At 65.8% G+C, this 16,836-nt stretch carries 15 protein-coding genes and 3 pseudogenes; 9 read left to right on the top strand and 9 right to left on the bottom strand.

Features of this window, described 5'->3' with window-relative positions:
* Positions 1-129: 129 nt before the first annotated feature.
* Both ASG59_RS02030 and ASG59_RS19610 read left to right on the top strand, forming a co-directional pair.
* Positions 130-759, top strand: a complete 630-nt coding sequence (locus tag ASG59_RS02030; protein ID WP_056406739.1) for a hypothetical protein — start codon at positions 130-132, stop codon at positions 757-759.
* A gap of 548 nt (positions 760-1,307) precedes the next feature.
* The gene (locus ASG59_RS19610; RefSeq protein ID WP_162245428.1) at positions 1,308-2,378 is read left to right on the top strand and encodes a class I SAM-dependent methyltransferase; all 1,071 of its coding nucleotides are present in this window, start codon (positions 1,308-1,310) and stop codon (positions 2,376-2,378) included.
* On the opposite strand, the pseudogene ASG59_RS02035 reads toward ASG59_RS19610, so the two are convergent.
* The 6 genes and pseudogenes from ASG59_RS02035 to ASG59_RS02065 all read right to left on the bottom strand — a co-directional run bounded on the left by ASG59_RS02035 (position 2,352) and on the right by ASG59_RS02065 (position 8,396).
* Positions 2,352-3,173 (bottom strand): annotated as a pseudogene (locus tag ASG59_RS02035) (IS5 family transposase). The gene ASG59_RS19610 and the pseudogene ASG59_RS02035 overlap by 27 nt on opposite strands.
* Positions 3,174-3,281: 108 nt before the next feature.
* Positions 3,282-4,341, bottom strand: a pseudogene (locus tag ASG59_RS19615) (IS630 family transposase).
* Positions 4,342-5,107: 766 nt separating this feature from the next.
* Positions 5,108-5,488, bottom strand: a complete 381-nt coding sequence (locus tag ASG59_RS02050) for a hypothetical protein (protein ID WP_056406743.1) — start codon at positions 5,486-5,488, stop codon at positions 5,108-5,110.
* A gap of 97 nt (positions 5,489-5,585) precedes the next feature.
* Complete coding sequence (locus tag ASG59_RS02055; RefSeq protein WP_244475599.1) at positions 5,586-5,810, bottom strand: hypothetical protein; 225 nt, start codon at positions 5,808-5,810, stop codon at positions 5,586-5,588.
* Between the two features lie 128 nt (positions 5,811-5,938).
* Positions 5,939-7,036, bottom strand: coding sequence for a site-specific integrase (locus tag ASG59_RS02060; protein ID WP_244475600.1), 1,098 nt, complete (start codon positions 7,034-7,036; stop codon positions 5,939-5,941).
* 748 nt (positions 7,037-7,784) lie between these two features.
* Positions 7,785-8,396: a PepSY domain-containing protein gene (locus ASG59_RS02065; protein WP_082494620.1), complete on the bottom strand. Its 612-nt coding sequence runs from the start codon at positions 8,394-8,396 to the stop codon at positions 7,785-7,787.
* A gap of 244 nt (positions 8,397-8,640) precedes the next feature.
* Between ASG59_RS02065 and ASG59_RS20220 the strand changes: the two are divergent.
* Positions 8,641-8,754: pseudogene (locus ASG59_RS20220) on the top strand (IS5/IS1182 family transposase); the annotation flags it as partial.
* Between the two features lie 451 nt (positions 8,755-9,205).
* Here the strand turns inward: ASG59_RS20220 and ASG59_RS02070 are convergent.
* Positions 9,206-10,060 carry a GH25 family lysozyme gene (locus tag ASG59_RS02070; RefSeq protein ID WP_056406914.1) on the bottom strand — a complete coding sequence of 285 codons (855 nt, stop codon included), beginning with the start codon at positions 10,058-10,060 and terminating at the stop codon, positions 9,206-9,208.
* A gap of 167 nt (positions 10,061-10,227) precedes the next feature.
* On the opposite strand from ASG59_RS02070, the gene ASG59_RS02075 reads away from it, so the two are divergent.
* The 3 genes from ASG59_RS02075 (at position 10,228) to ASG59_RS02085 (ending at position 12,752) form a co-directional block, all read left to right on the top strand.
* The gene (locus ASG59_RS02075) at positions 10,228-10,671 is read left to right on the top strand and encodes a DUF488 domain-containing protein (protein ID WP_056286108.1); all 444 of its coding nucleotides are present in this window, start codon (positions 10,228-10,230) and stop codon (positions 10,669-10,671) included.
* Positions 10,672-10,819: 148 nt separating this feature from the next.
* Positions 10,820-11,548 (top strand): LuxR family transcriptional regulator, encoded by a 729-nt coding sequence (locus ASG59_RS02080; protein ID WP_055888613.1) that lies wholly within the window; start codon positions 10,820-10,822, stop codon positions 11,546-11,548.
* 73 nt (positions 11,549-11,621) lie between these two features.
* The gene (locus ASG59_RS02085) at positions 11,622-12,752 is read left to right on the top strand and encodes a hypothetical protein (protein WP_056406748.1); all 1,131 of its coding nucleotides are present in this window, start codon (positions 11,622-11,624) and stop codon (positions 12,750-12,752) included.
* Between the two features lie 13 nt (positions 12,753-12,765).
* Here the strand turns inward: ASG59_RS02085 and tgt are convergent, their stop codons facing one another.
* Both tgt and queA read right to left on the bottom strand, forming a co-directional pair.
* On the bottom strand, positions 12,766-13,914 hold the full coding sequence (gene tgt / locus ASG59_RS02090; RefSeq protein WP_056406750.1) for a tRNA guanosine(34) transglycosylase Tgt: 1,149 nt from the start codon (positions 13,912-13,914) through the stop codon (positions 12,766-12,768).
* Between the two features lie 49 nt (positions 13,915-13,963).
* Positions 13,964-15,034: a tRNA preQ1(34) S-adenosylmethionine ribosyltransferase-isomerase QueA gene (queA, locus tag ASG59_RS02095; protein ID WP_056406751.1), complete on the bottom strand. Its 1,071-nt coding sequence runs from the start codon at positions 15,032-15,034 to the stop codon at positions 13,964-13,966.
* Between the two features lie 251 nt (positions 15,035-15,285).
* On the opposite strand from queA, the gene ASG59_RS02100 reads away from it, so the two are divergent.
* The 3 genes from ASG59_RS02100 (at position 15,286) to ASG59_RS02110 (ending at position 16,835) form a co-directional block, all read left to right on the top strand.
* The gene (locus tag ASG59_RS02100; RefSeq protein ID WP_055888622.1) at positions 15,286-15,534 is read left to right on the top strand and encodes a hypothetical protein; all 249 of its coding nucleotides are present in this window, start codon (positions 15,286-15,288) and stop codon (positions 15,532-15,534) included.
* Between the two features lie 26 nt (positions 15,535-15,560).
* Positions 15,561-15,812: a hypothetical protein gene (locus ASG59_RS02105; protein ID WP_055888970.1), complete on the top strand. Its 252-nt coding sequence runs from the start codon at positions 15,561-15,563 to the stop codon at positions 15,810-15,812.
* A 135-nt stretch (positions 15,813-15,947) separates the two neighbouring features.
* Positions 15,948-16,835 carry a cation diffusion facilitator family transporter gene (locus tag ASG59_RS02110; protein WP_055888624.1) on the top strand — a complete coding sequence of 296 codons (888 nt, stop codon included), beginning with the start codon at positions 15,948-15,950 and terminating at the stop codon, positions 16,833-16,835.
* The last annotated feature ends 1 nt before the right edge of the window (position 16,836 follow it).

The raw sequence follows: 16,836 nt of genomic DNA on the forward strand, positions 1-16,836 counted from the left end.
CCCGCTTCGCCGGGCTGATCAGGGGCGCCCCGCCATACCCATCCGGGGGGTCAAAGTTCGACGCCGATCCAGGGTCAATGTTCAACGCTGTTTGACAGACAGCAGGCCTACGATGCGCAGGCCGGCGCCGTGAACGAGCGGTCGCGTGGGCGCTACGACGGCTTCGGCGGCAAGCAGGACGGCCGGGCCGCCGCGCTCGGCGACCTGTTCACCAAGGGCCAGGGCGAGGCCCCCGGAGACGTCGGCGCCGGCTCGGCACCCGACGCGCTGCCGCAGTCCGGATCGAACCTCGTCGTGCAGGAGCAGGCCAAGCAGGGCGGCAAGGCAGCGGCCTACGGCCAACAGCAGGGCGCCGCGCTCGGCCAGCTTCGCGCTTTCGGCGACGTGATGGGCGACGCCAGCCGCGGCCAGGCGCGCGATGCCGGTGAACTCGGCCAGATCAACGGCTTCCGTCAGGGTTCATCGGCCGCCGTGCCCTACGAACTGGAGGCGGCCAACGGCAAGGGCGCGGGCTTCAAGATGCTCGGGGACATCCTCGGCGGTGCCGGCCAGATCGGCATGTCGGCTTCGCTGAACAGGAATGTCCGTCTCGATCCGAACGTACCGATTCCGTCGATGGCGAACGTAGAGGCGGCCTCGACGGGAACGATCGACGGCCTCGGCCGTGCTCTCCCGGCGCAGCCGATGCGGCTCGGATCGTCGTTCGCCGATTTCCTCCCGACCTTCGCGCAGGCGGGCAACGCCTACAGGATGCCCTGACATCAGCCGAACCCCCACGGTTTTGAGGTCGAGACGATCGCTTGCGAAGACGTGGCTGCAGTTCGTGAAATTTCCGCGATGGATCTCTGATCGCCTCCAACCTGCCGGTTTTGTCTTGAGGTCGAGGCCAAAGCGATCGACCACGCTGCCGTCCGCGGTCCGGTGGCCTACACAGTCGAGCGGGAACAGGTCCGCATTGAGCGTCGCGCTACTTTGGCAGTCTCGGCTGAAAAGCCCTGATGGCCCATCCTTTAGGTTAAAAAGACGTGAATTTCCTGATCTGAGGCACTTGAGATTGCGGCAGGCTCCGACAACGTTCCTGTTTCTGGCGCCCGTTTGGGTCAGCATGCCTTTTTGTCAAAGTAGTGCTATCACTCCGCATCCTCTGCGAAGTCGGCCCCATCAGCCTTCGGAAGCGCGCGGACGACACGTTCGAGCATGGCTGTCTCTGACATTTTGCAGCCCACAACGCTATTAATAGAAACCGCCGGGACAGTTGGCGGGCGAGGCTTGGCTTAAGCCGAGGACCTAAGATGGGAAACGCAAAGATGCATCTCGACTATGTCAAATTTTACAATGAAATGAAGCGCCTGACCTTCCCGGATGGTTATTTGCTATGCTTGCCTGAAGATGGTTCTTATTACACTATTAATGCTGTAGTTTTTCACCAAAATCTTGGAAATGGCAGTTTTAATATCCAAGTGAATGGTAGATCCGTAGATATAGAGCGCATTCCAATGCCGGCGGCTTTTGTCGACGTGGCAGCAAGATTGACCGTCCATGATCAGCCGTTCGCGGTGAAGTTCGAAAGCCCAAGCGATTTAAGAAATGCTGAACAGATAATACAGTGCTACGACGATCTTACCGGAAAGCAAATAGGTTGCGCATATCATCTTGCAAAACGAGACTATGACTTCGGCTCAGGTGCGCTTTCATCTGAAATGAAAAGGGTCTCACGCACAGATAATGAAAGTTATTATCGATTTACTGGCTATGACGACAGTAGAAAATTGCTTGGTTTATTTAAAAAGGTGATTAAAAAAAATAATATTAGCATTCTGGACTGGGGCGTTGGCGCCGGCAGAGTTGCATCTCACCTCCGGCGACTGGATGAAGTTGATGTTTTCGGGACTGATATCGATCCCGTTAACATGGATGCACTCCACAACAGGGGGTGGCCTCGTGACAATTTTAAACTAATGGCTCCAGGCGGAGACATACCCTTTGGCGATGCCATATTTGATGCCTGCTTTGGCATCTCTGTTTTTACTCACCTGACTGAAAAACTTCAGTTCAAATATCTTGGAGAGATAGCTAGGGTATTAAAGCCAGGCGGTGTCGGCGTCTTCTCGACCCATGGAATGTTGCAATTTTTTTCCCGTATCAATGACGGGAATTTGCTAAGCGAATGGGTCGGAGCTGGCATCCATGTAACCGGCAACAATTATGACATCAGCGAAAATTTTGCTGAAGCAGATGAAAAAACTCTTTATGTTGATACGCTGCACACGTCTAGCTACATTTTTGAGAAATGGACTGAATTTTTTTCTGACATTAGGATTTTGGCCGGACAAAACGTTCCTGGACACGATTTAATTGTGTGTAGAAAGGCGCCGTGAAGACAGTCTAATCCAAAGGCTAATAAAAAGCCCCGCCCCAGCACAAGCTGAGGCGAGGGTCGCTTCCGGGTCCTTCCAGAGGCGGCGGTTGCGGCTGATCCAGCCAAAGAAGCGTTCGACCACCCATCTGCGCGGGTGCACGGCAAAGCCGACCTGATCCTTGGGTTTGCGCACGACCTCGATGGAGATGAGTGTGGTGGTCGCGGGCCTGTCACCTGCATAACCTGCATCGGCAAAGGCCTCGGCGATGAACGGGAAAGTTCGCCGCGACAGGCGTAGCACCGGTCCAGCCCCATCGCGGTCCTGCACGTCGGCCGCCTGCAGATCAAGGACGAGCGCCCGCCCGTCCGTATCGACCAGGACCTAGCACTTGCGACCCTTGATCTTCTTGCCGGCGTCGTAGCCGCGCGGCCCGCCGCTCTCTGTAGTCTTCACGCTCTGGCTATCGAGCACCGCGGCGGTGGGCGAGGCATGCCGACCAGACCGCTCGCGGTCGGCCATGACGAGCGTGTGATTGATCCGGCCGAACAGGCCGTCGTTGCGCCAGCGCGCGAAGTAGCCGAACGTCGTGCTGCGCGGAGGCAGGTCCGTCGGGATCATCCGCCACGCGATGCCGCCCCAGAGCACGTAGAAGATCGCGTTCCAAATCTCACGCCTCGTCCAGACGGGCGGACGACCGCACATCGCGGGTTCTGGCATCAGCGGCTCGAGGAGCGCCCACTCGGCGTCCGTCAGGTCAGTGTCATAGCGAAGGCTCGCGCGGCTATGCTGCCGCCGGGTAGTCGGGGTCCACACGGCGTTTCCAAGTCAGGCTTCAGCACCCTCTTGGAATCATCGCCATCCCGGCCACTCAACCCCGCCTCAGACCCTTATCGGACGGGATCTAATACCAATCGGCATTGATCATAACTGATAGGCCCACTCGCGCAGTCCGAGGGACATGATCTTCCAGGGCTGTTCGATGAGGCGGTTCCAGGCCTCGCAGCAGCGCTCGACGATGTCGTCGTAGGAGCCGAAGATCCGGTCACCGAGCCAGTTGTCACGCAGGAACTGCCAGACGTTTTCAACCGGGTTGAGCTCGGGCGCGCACGGCGGCAGCGTCAGCAGGGTCATGTTGCCGGGTACGATGACGTCGTGGGCGCTGTGCCAGCCCGCGCCGTCCAGGATCAGCACGGCATGGGAGCCAAGATCGACGCATTGGCTGATCTCGGCGAGATGCAGGCTCATCGCTTCACTGTCGCAGCGGGGTAGGACGAGACCAGCGCCTTTGCCTTTCTCCGGGTAGATTGCCCCGAAGATGTAAGCGTAGCCCGTGCGCTGATCCTTGGGGGCCGACGGTCGGCTGCCACGACGTGCCCATCGGCGCGGCAAGGTGTTCTTCTGGCCGACCCGGGCCTCATCCTGCCACCACAACTCGACGGCTGTTCCAGGGGGTAGACCCGCGCGGATCGCGTTCACGGCAGCGGGCAGGCTTTTTTGAAGGCCGCCAAGGCGGCCGGATCCTGCTCGTGATGGCGCGGGCGCACCGACAGCTTGGCAAAGCCGAGCGCCTTGACCGTGCGCCCCACCGTGCTCTCATCGAGGCTGACACCGAAGCTGGCGTAGATCCAGGCGGCGAGGTCCTTTAGCCGCCAACGCACCACGCCGTGCCGGTCTGGGTCCGGCCCCTCCTCGATCACCTGCGCCAGCGCCTGTCGCTGGGCCGCATCCAGCTTTGGCCTTTGACCGGGTGCCTTGCCGTCGACCAGCCCGGCCGGGCCAACGGCGTTGAACGCCAGCACCCAATCCCGAACCGTCTGCAGGCTCACGGCCCCGGTCCGCGCCGCGTCCATGCGGCTGGCGCCGTCATAGATCGTTGCCGCGCCAACAGCCGCCGGCTCTGACCGGCATCCCGGGTCCTCCGAGCTAGCTGACGCAAATCATCGGCGCTGAAGTCCTTACGCAGCGGTACGCAAGCCGACATGGCGAACCCTCCCGGTCCGCCTTATCGAATCACAACGGCCCCGCCGAATAAACCCCGTGAGTCCCCCTCATCGCCGATTGGTATAAGACCGCTGGACTTCGTAATGAGAAACCGGAGCATGGTTTACATGCTCCGGACCATGCCGGCCGAGTCCGAGGAACACGGGGATCGCAAAATCGATTACGTGCCCGCCTGAGACAGCGTTCGCGGTTTGCCGGACGAAGACGTCGTTGCTGCCGGGGGTACGGACCAAATGCCAGCTGTCACCATTCGGGCTGGCGTAGAGCTCTTTTTCGTTGGGCATCGCGATACTGATTGCGATCAGAGGATTCGTGACACTTGAGTAGCCGTCCATTGACCGCCATGTAGTGCTCGAACGCCACGTTTGTTCAGCTCATTTGCGATACCTACCAGCGAGGTGTTGCCCCGTAGCTTCATTGCTTTGATAAGGCTCAACAATTCTGCCCGGCGGTCATTTACGTCGCTGCTCTGCTGAACCTGAAATAGGGTCGAGGCGTGCTCCTGATTTGACCCTGTGTCTTTTTAGATCTCTCTATGAATGTTCAAACGAGGGCTCATCACGTCTCCGCGGTAAGGTCCAACGAGCCCATGCTAGCGGATCGGCTTACCGAGCCAAGTCATAAATTGTAGTGAAGGAAGACATGGCGCCCCCGCTCCTACGAGGACTCAGAGGCTTTTCGTCTTCATTTGACGGCATTTCGGGACCGTCGCATTCTAGACAGGGCGTCCACGGAAGCGCTGGACCTCAATCATTCGCCCAGCGTGCCCTGAGCGTCTCGTCCTTTTTCACGTCGTCGTAAAGAGTCTGGACTTCGCGAATGGTGAGATGACCATGGCTCCAATTGGTCTCGAGCGTATTGGTTGGCGTGAAGGCGCTGTGCGAGGCGCCGCCGAAGCCGTTGAAGGCCACAAAGTTACCGTCCGCAGCCGGATAGTCCACGCGATATGAGGGGGCGAACCCCTTCGCTCCCTTGCTGCTGACGCCGATCCGCACGAAGGCGGCGCCGAAATGCTTTTGGCAGAAACGCATGTCGCCGAGGAGGCGGCGTAGATACTCCTCCGGTTCGGCCAGATCCCTAAAAACGTCGGCGAGGGTCGCGTTAAAAGGAAGATGCTTTCGGATCATGATGCCTCGGACAGGAACGACCGGCGCTCGCTTCAACGCCAGCTTCGCCTCAGGGTTCGAGATGATGCCCAGGCCGAAGTGACATGCGGACGCTGCATCATGCAGAGTGAGCCTTCGCCGTCTCTTCATTCGCCACCGCCTCGACGTCAGCGATGGCGTTCTCAAGTTCCGAGATCCGTCGAAGGGTGCTGTCGGCAGGAAGGCTATCGGATAGTGCCGCTTCCATGATGAGGTTGCGTTGGCGCCCCTTGAGGCGTTCGAGCAGGCTGTCGAGGTTGGGCATGGTGGCGCTGTAACGAACGGCGATGATCTCGACAACCACACCCCCGGTGTCGACGAAATTCGAGATGCGCAGCTCGCGCTACACGACGCAAGTGGCCGAACTGCCGATGGCGAGGGCCGAGCAGTAGAGCGTACTTGCGACCTCCGAGCTCGACAGACCGAGATCGTTCATGGAGCCATCGGTATCGGCCCATTGGATGGCAGAAGCAGATCGGGTGCGGTCCGGCGGATTGTGTCAGCGACATACGACGCTGCGAGGTGGGCGTAGTGCTTCTCGACCATTCGGGTGCCTGAGTGGCCGAGTGCCTCAGCGACCACGATCAGCGGCGCCCCGTTGCGTACCATCGAGCTCGCGTAGGAGTGCCGCAGTTCGTGCAGCGTGATGCTCTCGAGCTTTGCTATGGCGAGCGCCTCCTTGAAATTCCTTTGGTACTGCGCGGGCTTCCACGCCTCGCCATTCTCCCGGGTCAGTAGTGCCGACTTTGGCAGACGGCCAGCGGATAGGCGGTCGAACAGACCGGCGCCGCCGACGGTCAAGGGTATGTGGCGTGCCCGACCGTTTTTGCTCTTCTCGACGAAAATCGTGCCGTTTGCCCGATCGAAGTCTCGCACCGTCAGACGCGAGAGCTCACCGAATCGGGCGCCCGTCATAAGCGCCGCGGCGACGAGATCTCTCAGCGAGCCGTCCGACGTGTCGAGGAGCCGCTGCTGCTCGGTCGCATCAAGAAACCGGACACGGGCCGAGCCGGTGTCCCGAAAGGGCTTGAGCAGGCGCCAGGCGCGGTCGTTCTCGACGAGCTGGTGTTGGTAAGCCCAATTCAGCGCGGCCTTCAGTAGCGTCAGCGTCCGGTTGGCCGTGTCACGCCGGCGGCGCAAGGCCTCTGGGTCCGAGACATCAACCTCGCGCGTGTTGACCGTGGTGGCGAACTTGGCGGTTCGCAGCCGCTTCGGTGCGTGGACCATTGCGTCCCGCCAGCGCCGCAGCTTGTCGAGCGTTAGGTCGCTGACGCGGGCCGATCCGAGCCTGGGCTTGATATGCACCCGGGCGCGTGACTTGGCGTCATAGACGGCCTTCATGCCTTCGGCCGTGCGTGCCTCCAGGTAGCGGTCGACCGCCTCGTTGACCGTGAGGGCAGGGGAGGGGGCGGATCCCGACCGCAAGCCCTTCACCCACGCTCGCGCCGCATCCTTTGCCTGCTCGTGCGTGAGGATCGCTGTCCCGTCGGCTGTTGCCGCATCATCGGCCCTTCCAAGCCGGACCTGCACCCGCTTGCCCTCGGGCGAACGAGAGGCTGCCAGCCACGAGCCGCCCTGTCCGCGTGTACCGCGGCCGCTGCGGTAGCCGAGCCGAACGCCCGGACCGATCAGCTCCCATTCCGGCGCATCGGAGGAGGGGAGTTCGCCTCGGCTCGTCCGACTAGAGAGAACACTGCGTCGGCGCGGCATAGGCTACCCTTTTCGATGTCGAATTCGTTGACAACGATGCCATGAAACTAGATGATCCACAATGAGCAGATATGAGCCAAGCCATTGTCTTTCATGAAGTTTCATACGCTATCAGCCGGGATCATAAAGTCTTATTATTCGCCCTTTCACGGCGAAAACACGGGTTCGATTCCCGTAGGGCGCGCCAACTAAATCACCGCCTTGGGTCGTGGTTTGGACGTGGTTTCACAGAGACGTCTCACTTAGCACTGTGTGCCAAACGGTGGGCCGGAGGATTTCCCGCAACCCACGATCGCAGACGTTCGTCAGGAACAGACTGCGATTCCCGTTTTGGTGCGACGCCTCCACGACGTACTTGATGCTCGGCTAATTGTCGTCCGACATCACAGTCACGAGCCAAGTTGCGTACCGGCTCACCTGTGAGATGGACGACCCACCCCGCCGGCCCGTGATCAGATCGGGCGGCGGGGAGGCCTTGTTCGTCAGCTTTCGTGGTCTCTGTCGGAGCCCGTGAGCAGGCTCAGAAGAGGGTGGCTTCGCCAGCTAAGGTGAAACCGTCACGACGGGGTCAGTCGACAACCTTGCCGTCCGCGCCAACCTTGACGGTCTGCTCGTTGTCGGCGCCCGCCACCTTGATCTCGTACTGTACCGCAGAGCCGTCCTTGGACACGTCAGCCTCGAAGGCCTTGCCGCCAGGCACCTTCTGTTCGGCGATCGCCAGCGCGTCCTTGAGCGTGGTCTTAGCATTCTGGAAATCGGCAGGCTTTAGCCGGGTGAAGTACCGCTCGATCGGCTGGTTCTCGGTCTTATAAACTTCGCCCGTGTCGGCGTTGATGTAGTGCTCGACGAGCTTGCCGCTCGGGTAGACCACTTTGATCTCGTAATGCGCCGGGTCCTTGCCCTCGACGTTCTCGAAGTCGGCGTCGATGGCACGGCCGCCTTTCTCCTCGCCCTTGCCCTCGGCAGCCATCAGCGCCTTCGTCAGGCTAACCTTGGCCACCTTCGCAGCCTGCCATTCCTTCATGTCACCATTGGTCCGCATGGCAGGTGCATTGGTGGCTCCTCCAGCAGTCGATGGCGTACCCGGCGTGGGCGCGGGAGCCGGGGCGGTGGTCTGAGCCAGGGCAAGACCGGTGCCGAGTGCGAGTAGACCGGCGGTAGCGGCAAAACGCTTCAACATGCTGGTATCCATCTTCCATGTGATAGTGAGCCGAAGCCCGGGCAAAGAACGCGGTTCTGCGGATTGCGTTCACTGCAAGTGGCGGGGCTTGTCGGAAACGCGAACGTGCCGTCGTTCGCAGATCGCCAGCCATCCCTGATCCAAAAGGCCCTTCGCCGCGCGCTTCCCATGGGGAGGCGGGGGCGATAGCACTCGGAGCGCCTGACAGAATGGCACCGAGCGGAGTTTTGAGTTTTCGTTTGGCATGGCCAGGCCGCGTCTTCCCGATGATCTCGGGGATGAGATCGCTCCGCTCCTTCCACCGCCTCGGGCCCGTCCGAAGGGTGGGCGTCGTCCGATCGAGAACCGGGCCGCACTTGCGCTGGCCTGACGTCGCAGGTCCTGCGCGATCCGGCTTGGCACGGACCGGTTCCGCCGGGTGATCCCGAAGGACCTCAGGCCATTCCCGCCGCCCCCGTGGGCAGACAGGGTAAGAGCGGCCGACGAACTTGCGCGATCGCTCGCGGAGGATGAGGTGGAACGGTCTGCCGGCGAGGGGCGACGTCAGCCCGGTGAGCGTGCCGACGGCAACGGTCGAGAGCCACCCGTCGGCACGATGCGCCACGGCTCGTCCGAGGCCGACGGGATCGCGATTTTCTCAGCGGACAGCCACTGCGCTTCGGCAAGGCAACCGCCTCGCGTTTGAACGCAGGTGCGAGCGCGCTCATAACCATGTCCGGCCGATCACGTCGCGATGCCGACATGGGCTTCGCTCAGGCGCCGTGCGGGCCCGGTGATACAATCCCCGCTTGATTCAAGCGGAAACCGTCTCACTTATTCGTGCAGAGGCCCTGCGGCGAGAGGCGGTGATGATCGCGCGGATCGCAGTCGGTGGAGAGAAACGACGCCCATTCGGCCGTGGTCCCGTAGAAGGCGTTCCGGTCGACGTCGCCGCGCACGCCCGGCACCCGGCCCGTCGACGTGAACTGCCACAGCATCCACTTGCGCCGGGCATAGCGCTGCTCGGGCTCGGCCGCGGTGGAGCGGACCCAATGGGGATAGTCCGGCAGCTCGTTCTCGAGCACGTCCTTGTGGAAGGTGATGTCGGTGTAGATGATCGGGCGCTTGCCGGTGTACCGCTCCATCTCGTCGAGCATGTACTGCACCATCGCGAGCGCCTGCGCCTTGGGCAGCTTCTTTGGGCAGAGCTGGGAATGGCCGTTCCACTCCACGTCGAGGACGGGGGGGAGGGCGGTGGGGTCGTTGGGCACGTTCTTCTTGAACCAGGCCATCTGGTCCTGCGCCGAGCGGCACCAGAACACGAAGTGGTAGGCCCCGCGCGGCACGCCGGCCTGCGCCGCTCCGTCCCAGTTCTCGCGGAACCGCTCGTCGACGTGGTCGCCGCCCTCGGTGGCCTTGATGAAGGCGAACTGGGTGCCGGCCTTGCGCACCGAGGCCCAATCGACCCGGCCCTGCCACTTCGAGATGTCGATGCCCTGGATCGGGTGGCTCTTGGCGCGGGCGACGCCGGGGTGGGGCTTCACGTCGCCCTTGTCGGGATAGAAGTCCGTGGTGCCGCCCGCGCAGGCCGCCAGCCCCGCCATCAGCGCGATGGCAGCGGTCCGGCGCATCCAGGCGCCGGGGCCGCGACCCGTCGTCGGGGGGCGCTCGTTCGTCAGAGACATCGAACCCACGTCCATCACCCTACGCGCCACGCACTTCGATCATGCAAACACCTGGATCATGGATGCCCGAGCGCAGTTAACAGACGTTTGCCGAGATTGAGGCAGATTTCCGGAAGCCGTTGCCTGTGAGCAACGTGTGGACATCGCCCCCCCGCATGGATCGCACGATGACGCGGACCCTCTTCACGATCGGCTACGAAGGGCTCGACCCCGAGCGCCTGCGCGCCGCCCTCACAGGGGCCGGCGTCACCCGCCTCGCCGACGTCCGGGCGGTGGCCAATTCGCGCAAGCGCGGCTTCTCGAAGACGGCGCTCGCCGCCTTCCTCGAGGACGGCGGCGTCTCCTACGATCACCTCCGGGCACTGGGCACGCCCAAGGCCGGCCGGCAGGCCGCCCGGGCCCACGATGCCGGCCTCATGCGCAGGATCTATTGCGAGGCGGTGCTCGACACCGGCGACGGCGGCCTCGCCCTCGACGCCCTGGCCGACCTGGCGGCACGGGGACCGACCTGCCTCCTGTGCTTCGAGCGCGAGCCGGAGCGCTGCCATCGTCGCATCCTGGCCGAGCGCCTCGCCGAACGGGGCTTCGCGGTGGTCGACCTGTTCGGTTGAAGGACCGGCGACGACCGCTTGCATGGCGCTTGCGCAGGCAGGATCGCAGCGGGCGAGACCGGTCCGTTTTATCGACTTGAGATCATTGACAATGACTCTACGTCATATCTCTCTGTGACGATTGCGGACGGCGGGCGTAGTGACGGGGATGACGCGCAAATCCCTGGATCACACCCTCAGTTTCCTGCGCTCCCTGGACCGCACGGCCAGCAGCGGCGACGTGGCGGATCTTCTCCTGGCGGAACTGTCCGACCTCGGCGTCACCCACGTGATGGCCGCGACGGTGCCGACACCGGGCACGCCGGCCCGGCAACACCAGAACCACGTCCTGCTCAACACCTTCCCCAGCGAATGGGGCCGGCGTTATCTCTCGCGGGGCTATGCCTTCCACGATCCCACCGTCCGGCGCCTGGGGACGAGCGCGATCCCCTTCGCCTGGGGCGACGTGCGCGCGGCCACGGACGACGCGACCGCCTGCCGCGTGATGGACGAAGCCGCCGAGTTCGACCTTCGCGAAGGCCTGACGATCCCGCTCCAGACCCTGGACGGGGAGATCGCGGGCTTCAGCGTCTCGGGCGAGCGGCTCGGGATCGACCCGATCGACCGGGGCATGCTCCAGCTCGTGGCCACCTATGCCTTCGGGCACCTGCTGCTGCTCAACGGGCAGGGGCTCGCCGCGCCGGTGCGGCTGGCCCCGCGCGAGCGCGAGGCCCTGCAGTGGGCCGCGGAGGGCAAGACGGATTGGGAGATCGGCGAGGTCATGGGCATCTCGACCCACGGCGTCGATTTCCACCTGCGCTCGGCCCGTAGCAAGCTCGGGACCACCAACCGCACCCAGGCCGTCGCCATGGCCCTGCGCCGCGGCCTCATCATCTGACGGCCGGCGGGACAGCGCGCGACGAGGGCGGCCGCCCCGCCGTCGCCATCATCTCGTGGGAGCGGCGGGCCCGATGAGGCTCGATCACGACCCGACGGCGCGGGACAGCGCCTGGCGCCGCTTCGCCGTCGCCTTCGCGCTCGGCAGCCTCGTGCTCGGCGCCGGCGCCATCGGCTTCGTCGCGGCGACCGATCCCTACGGCCTGCGCGCCGCACCCGGGCGGGCGCCCGGCCCGCTCATGGATTCCAACCAGCGCTTCCTCTATCCGCAGATCGTGCGCGGAGGGGCCTACGACTCGGCCGTCATCGGCACCTCCACCGCCCGCCTCCTCGATCCGCGCGACCTCGACCGGGCGCTCGGCGGACGCTTCGCGAACCTCGCGATGAATGCCGCGACGCCCTTCGAGCAGCGCGCGATGGCCCGCCTCGTCCTGGCGCAAGGGGCGCCGAGGACGATGCTGCTCGCCCTCGATTCGACCTGGTGCGAGGCCGATGCCGACACCCGCCTCGTGACGCCGCGACCGTTTCCGAACTGGCTCTACGAGCCCGATCCGTCCCCCATGATGCGGCACCTCTCCGTTCTGCGGCAGGTGAACTGGCAGAGCCTCGTCACCGGGGCGGACGTGGTGCTGCACCGCATCGGCCACCGGCCCGCGCGCATCCGCAGCGACGGCTACGCCGTCTTCACCCCACCGGACGAGCACTACGACGCCGCCCGCGCCGCCCGGCACATCCACGGCGGCACCACGGCGGTGGAGGGAGCAGAGGGGGCAGAGGAACCCGGCCGGGCGCCCGAGGTCTCGCAGGCGATGCCCGCCCTCGACTGGCTCGATGCCCTACTCGCCGCGATGCCGAGCGCGACCACCAAGCTCCTGGCCTTCATGCCGGTCCATGTGGCGGTCCAGGGCCGCCCCGGCACGGCCAGGGGCGCCCGGGAGGCGGCCTGCAAGGCGCGTGTGGCCGCCATCGGCCGGCGCCGCGGCGCCACGGTGGTGGATTTCCGGATGCCGTCCCCCGTCACCACGCAGGACCGCAACTATTGGGACCCGCTGCACTACCGGCTGCCGGTGGCGGCCCGGATCGTCGAGGCCCTGGCCCGGGCCCGCACCACGGGCGCGGACGATGAAGCGGGATTCTTCCGGGTGCTCGCCCATGCTCCGGCCGAGGCGGCACCGGCCGAGCCTGCCCCAGACGGAGCCGAGTGAGGGTCGCTTCGCTTCAGGTCGCGGCCCGCTCGGCCTCGGCCCTGGCCCAGCCCTCGCGGGTCTCGGCGGCGAAATCCTGGAAGCGGCCGGCGGCGACGGCAGCGCGGATGCCCGCCATCAAGTCCTGGTAGTAGGCGAGGTTGTTCCAGGTCAGCAGCATCATGCCCAGGATCTCCTCGGTGCGCACGAGGTGGTGGAGATAGGCGCGGCCGTAGTCCCGCGCCGCCGGGCAGGCGGAGGCCTCGTCCAGCGGCCGCGTGTCCTCGCCGTGGCGGGCGTTGCGCAGGTTGATGCGGCCGTGGCGGGTGTAGGCGAGGCCGTGGCGCCCGGCCCGGGTCGGCATCACGCAGTCGAACATGTCGATGCCCCGCTCCACCGAGCGCAGGATGTCGTCGGGGGTGCCGACCCCCATGAGGTAGCGCGGCTTGTCCCGCGGCAGGTGCGGCTCCACCGTCTCGATCATCGCCAGCATCACGGCCTGGGGTTCGCCCACCGCCAGCCCGCCCACCGCGTAGCCCTTGAGGTCGAGGTCGACCAGCGCCCGCGCGCTCTCGACGCGCAGGGCCGGCACGTCGCCGCCCTGCACGATGCCGAACATCGCCTTGCCCGGCTGCTCGCCGAAGGCCACCCGGCAACGCTCGGCCCAGCGCAGGGACAGGTGCATGGCATTGGCGATGGTGGCCTCGTCGGCGGGCAGGCGCACGCATTCGTCGAGCTGCATCTGGATGTCGGAGCCGAGCAGCCCCTGGATCTCGATGGAGCGTTCCGGGCTCATGTGGTGGGAGGAGCCGTCCACATGCGAGCGGAAGGTGACGCCGTGCTCGTCGAGCTTCCTGAGCGCCGACAGCGACATCACCTGGAAGCCGCCGGAATCGGTGAGGATCGGGTGCGGCCAGTTCATGAACCGGTGCAGCCCGCCCAGCCGCGCCATGCGCTCGGGGCCCGGCCGCAGCATCAGGTGGTAGGTGTTGCCGAGCACCACGTCGGCCCCGAGGTCGCGGACCTGGCCCGGGTACATCGCCTTGACGGTGGCCGCCGTGCCCACCGGCATGAAGGCCGGCGTGCGGATGGTGCCGCGCGGCATGGCGATGGCACCGGTGCGGGCGGCACCGTCGGTGGCGTCGACGCGGAAGGTGAAATGTTGCGACATCGGCGGTGTCATACGGGCAACGCGCCGACACGGGCAACGTCGGCGAGCGCAATGCCGCCCGCTATCGGGGCGCGGCGGGAAACAGCAGGCTCGAATCCCCATACGAGTAGAAGCGGTACCCGCCCGCGATGGCATGGGCGTAGGCCGCGCGCATGGTCTCCAGGCCGGAGAAGGCGCTGACCAGCATGAACAGGGTCGAGCGCGGCAGGTGGAAGTTGGTCATCAGGGAGTCCACCGCCCGGATCGGCGTGCCCGGCGTGATGAAGATGTCGGTGGGCCCCGAAAAGGCGTGGAGCACGCCCTCGGCATCGGCGGCGCTTTCCAGGAGGCGCAGGGCGGTGGTGCCCACCGCGACGACGCGGCCGCCGCCCGCGCGCACGGCGTTCAGGGCCTCCGCCGTGGCCGCGTCGAGCACGCCGATCTCGGCATGCATCCGGTGGTCGGCGGTATCCTCCGCCTTCACGGGCAGGAAGGTGCCGGCCCCGACGTGGAGCGTCACGCTGTGGCGGGCGATGCCGGCGGCATCGATCGCGGCCAGGAGCGACTGCGAGAAATGCAGGCCGGCGGTGGGTGCGGCCACCGCGCCGGGCTCGCGGGCGTAGACCGTCTGGTAGTCTACGGCGTCCCGCGCGTCGGCCGGGCGCTTGCCCGCGATGTAGGGGGGCAGCGGCAGGGTGCCGGCCAGGGCGATGGCCGCATCGAGGTCCGGGCCGGAGGCCTCGAAGCGCAGCACCACCTCGCCGCCCTCGCCCTTCTCGACGATGCGCGCGGTCAGCGGCTCGGACGCATCGGCCCCCAAGACGAGGCGGTCGCCCACCGCCAGTCGCTTGCCCGGCCGCGCGAAGGCGCGCCAGCGGTCGGGCGCCTCACGCAGGTGGAGCATCGCCTCCATGCGCAATCCGGTCGCGTTCTTGCGGTGGCGGATGCCGTGGAGCCGGGCGGGAATCACCCGGGTGTCGTTGAAGACGAGGGCGTCGCGGGGGCTGAGCAGGCTCGCCAGGTCGCGCACGACCCGGTCCTCCGGCGGTGCCCCGGGACGCACCACGAGGAGCCGCCCCGCATCGCGTGGCTCGGGTGGCCGCAGGGCGATGCTCGCCTCCGGCAGGTCGAAATCGAACAGGTCGACGCGCATGGCGCGCCAACAGCATGGTTTGTGTGCCGGGATCAATGGCGCCCGGTTGTCGGGCGAGGCCCGACGGGGCGGTCCGCCCGTTCGGGCGGTGATCGAACAATCGGTGCCGTCCGGGAGGCATCGGGCGGGTTCGAAACCTGCGTCCAACCTTGACGTGTGGGTATTCCCATGGAACCACCGGCCCGGCCTCCTGTTCTTGCCGAGGCGTTCCGGTGCCGAATTCTTCGCCCGGCGCACGCGAGAGGACCTTCATGCCCTGGTACGCGATCCGCCCGCGCGATGCCGCCGACCCGCGCTGGCCGCTGCCGCAGAGCCCGGTGATCACGCTGAAGGCGGCCGACCCCGACGAGGCCAGGGCCCGGTTCCTCGAAGCCTATCCGAGCCGGCCGTTCGGAACGCCGGGGTCACCCGTGGCCGATGCGGGAGAGGCCGGGCTCCACGAGGACGATTCCCTCGTCATCGAACCCTGTGACGCACCCGCCGCCCCGGATCAGCCATGACGGACGCTACCATGACGGACGATCCGATGGGGCGCGAGAGGACGGCGCCCGCGCGACGGCCCAGGCCCGTCGTCAAGCGCGTGACCCTGGACGGGCAGCTCTTGTCCTATTGGGAACGCGAGGCCTTGCGCCTCGACCAGCTCGCCGCAAAGGCGAGCTGGGGCTGGATCGCGCGCGGCTACGCCCGAAAGGCGGCCCGGGCTCGGGCACAGGCCGAACGCAGCCGCGCGCGCGAGGCCGAGCGCGCGCCTCGCGTGCCCGACGACGCGCCGTCCTGACCCACCCCATCGGAGCGGGCCCTCGATAGCCCGGGCTAAACCCTGTGGGCGGCGGTTCAACCTGTGCCGTGGCCTTGGCGCGCCGGCCTGCCGTATGACGCCCCTCGTCGGCGGTTCGCCGCCCCGGAGGTTTCGTTGGACCGCACCCAAAAGGCCGCCCTGGCCAGCGCCGGCATCGGCGCGGTGGTCACGGCCCTCAAGTTCGGCGCCTTCTGGCTCACCGGCAGCCTCGCGCTCTATTCCGACGCGCTCGAGAGCATCATCAACGTGGTCGCGGCGGCGTTCGCCTTCGTCGCCCTGCGCGTGGCGGCCCGGCCGGCGGACGAGGAGCATCCGTTCGGTCACCACAAGGCCGAGTTCTTCTCGGCGGTGGTCGAAGGCGCCCTGATCATCGTCGCCGCGCTCCTGATCTTTCGCGAGGCGGTCCATGGCATCCTGGCCCCGACGCCCCTCGACGCTCCGCTCGCGGGCCTGGCGATCAATGCGCTCGCCACCGCCGTCAACCTCGTCTGGGCCACGATCCTGCTCGGCCGCGGCCGGGCCTGGCGTTCGCCCGCCCTGGTGGCCGATGCCCGCCACGTGATGGCCGACGTCGTCACCTCCGGCGGCGTGCTCCTGGGGGTCGCCCTCGTGACGGTGACGGGAGTGTTCGTCCTCGACCCGATCATCGCCGGCCTCGTCGCTCTCAACATCCTGTGGTCGGGCTGGGGCATGGTGCGCGAGTCGGTGAGCGGGCTGATGGACAAGGCGGCCCCCCCCGAGATGGTGGGCGAGATCCGCCGCCTCATCTCCGACCACGGCGCGGGCGCCCTGGAGGCGCACGACGTACGCACCCGGCACGCGGGCCAGGCCACCTTCATCGACTTCCACCTCGTGGTACCCGGCGAGATGACGGTGCAGGAGAGCCACGAGATCTGCGACCGGCTCGAGACGGTCATCGAAGGGGCGGTGCCCGGCGCGGTGGTGGTGATCCACGTCGAACCCGGCGAGCACGCCAAGGCGCGCGGGCTGCCGGTGATCTGAG

The sequence above is a fragment of the Methylobacterium sp. Leaf466 genome, from assembly GCF_001425565.1.
In the GTDB taxonomy this organism is placed as follows: Bacteria; Pseudomonadota; Alphaproteobacteria; order Rhizobiales; family Beijerinckiaceae; genus Methylobacterium.

Coding starts and splice junctions, on each gene's coding strand:
- ASG59_RS02105 (WP_055888970.1), top strand. CDS start 15,561: ATGGGGCGCGAGAGGACGGCGCCCGCGCGACGGCCCAGGCCCGTCGTC.
- ASG59_RS19610 (WP_162245428.1), top strand. CDS start 1,308: ATGCATCTCGACTATGTCAAATTTTACAATGAAATGAAGCGCCTGACC.
- queA (WP_056406751.1), bottom strand. CDS start 15,034: ATGCGCGTCGACCTGTTCGATTTCGACCTGCCGGAGGCGAGCATCGCC.
- ASG59_RS02085 (WP_056406748.1), top strand. CDS start 11,622: ATGAGGCTCGATCACGACCCGACGGCGCGGGACAGCGCCTGGCGCCGC.
- ASG59_RS02070 (WP_056406914.1), bottom strand. CDS start 10,060: ATGTCTCTGACGAACGAGCGCCCCCCGACGACGGGTCGCGGCCCCGGC.
- ASG59_RS02075 (WP_056286108.1), top strand. CDS start 10,228: ATGACGCGGACCCTCTTCACGATCGGCTACGAAGGGCTCGACCCCGAG.
- ASG59_RS02065 (WP_082494620.1), bottom strand. CDS start 8,396: ATGTTGAAGCGTTTTGCCGCTACCGCCGGTCTACTCGCACTCGGCACC.
- tgt (WP_056406750.1), bottom strand. CDS start 13,914: ATGACACCGCCGATGTCGCAACATTTCACCTTCCGCGTCGACGCCACC.
- ASG59_RS02100 (WP_055888622.1), top strand. CDS start 15,286: ATGCCCTGGTACGCGATCCGCCCGCGCGATGCCGCCGACCCGCGCTGG.
- ASG59_RS02080 (WP_055888613.1), top strand. CDS start 10,820: ATGACGCGCAAATCCCTGGATCACACCCTCAGTTTCCTGCGCTCCCTG.
- ASG59_RS02050 (WP_056406743.1), bottom strand. CDS start 5,488: ATGATCCGAAAGCATCTTCCTTTTAACGCGACCCTCGCCGACGTTTTT.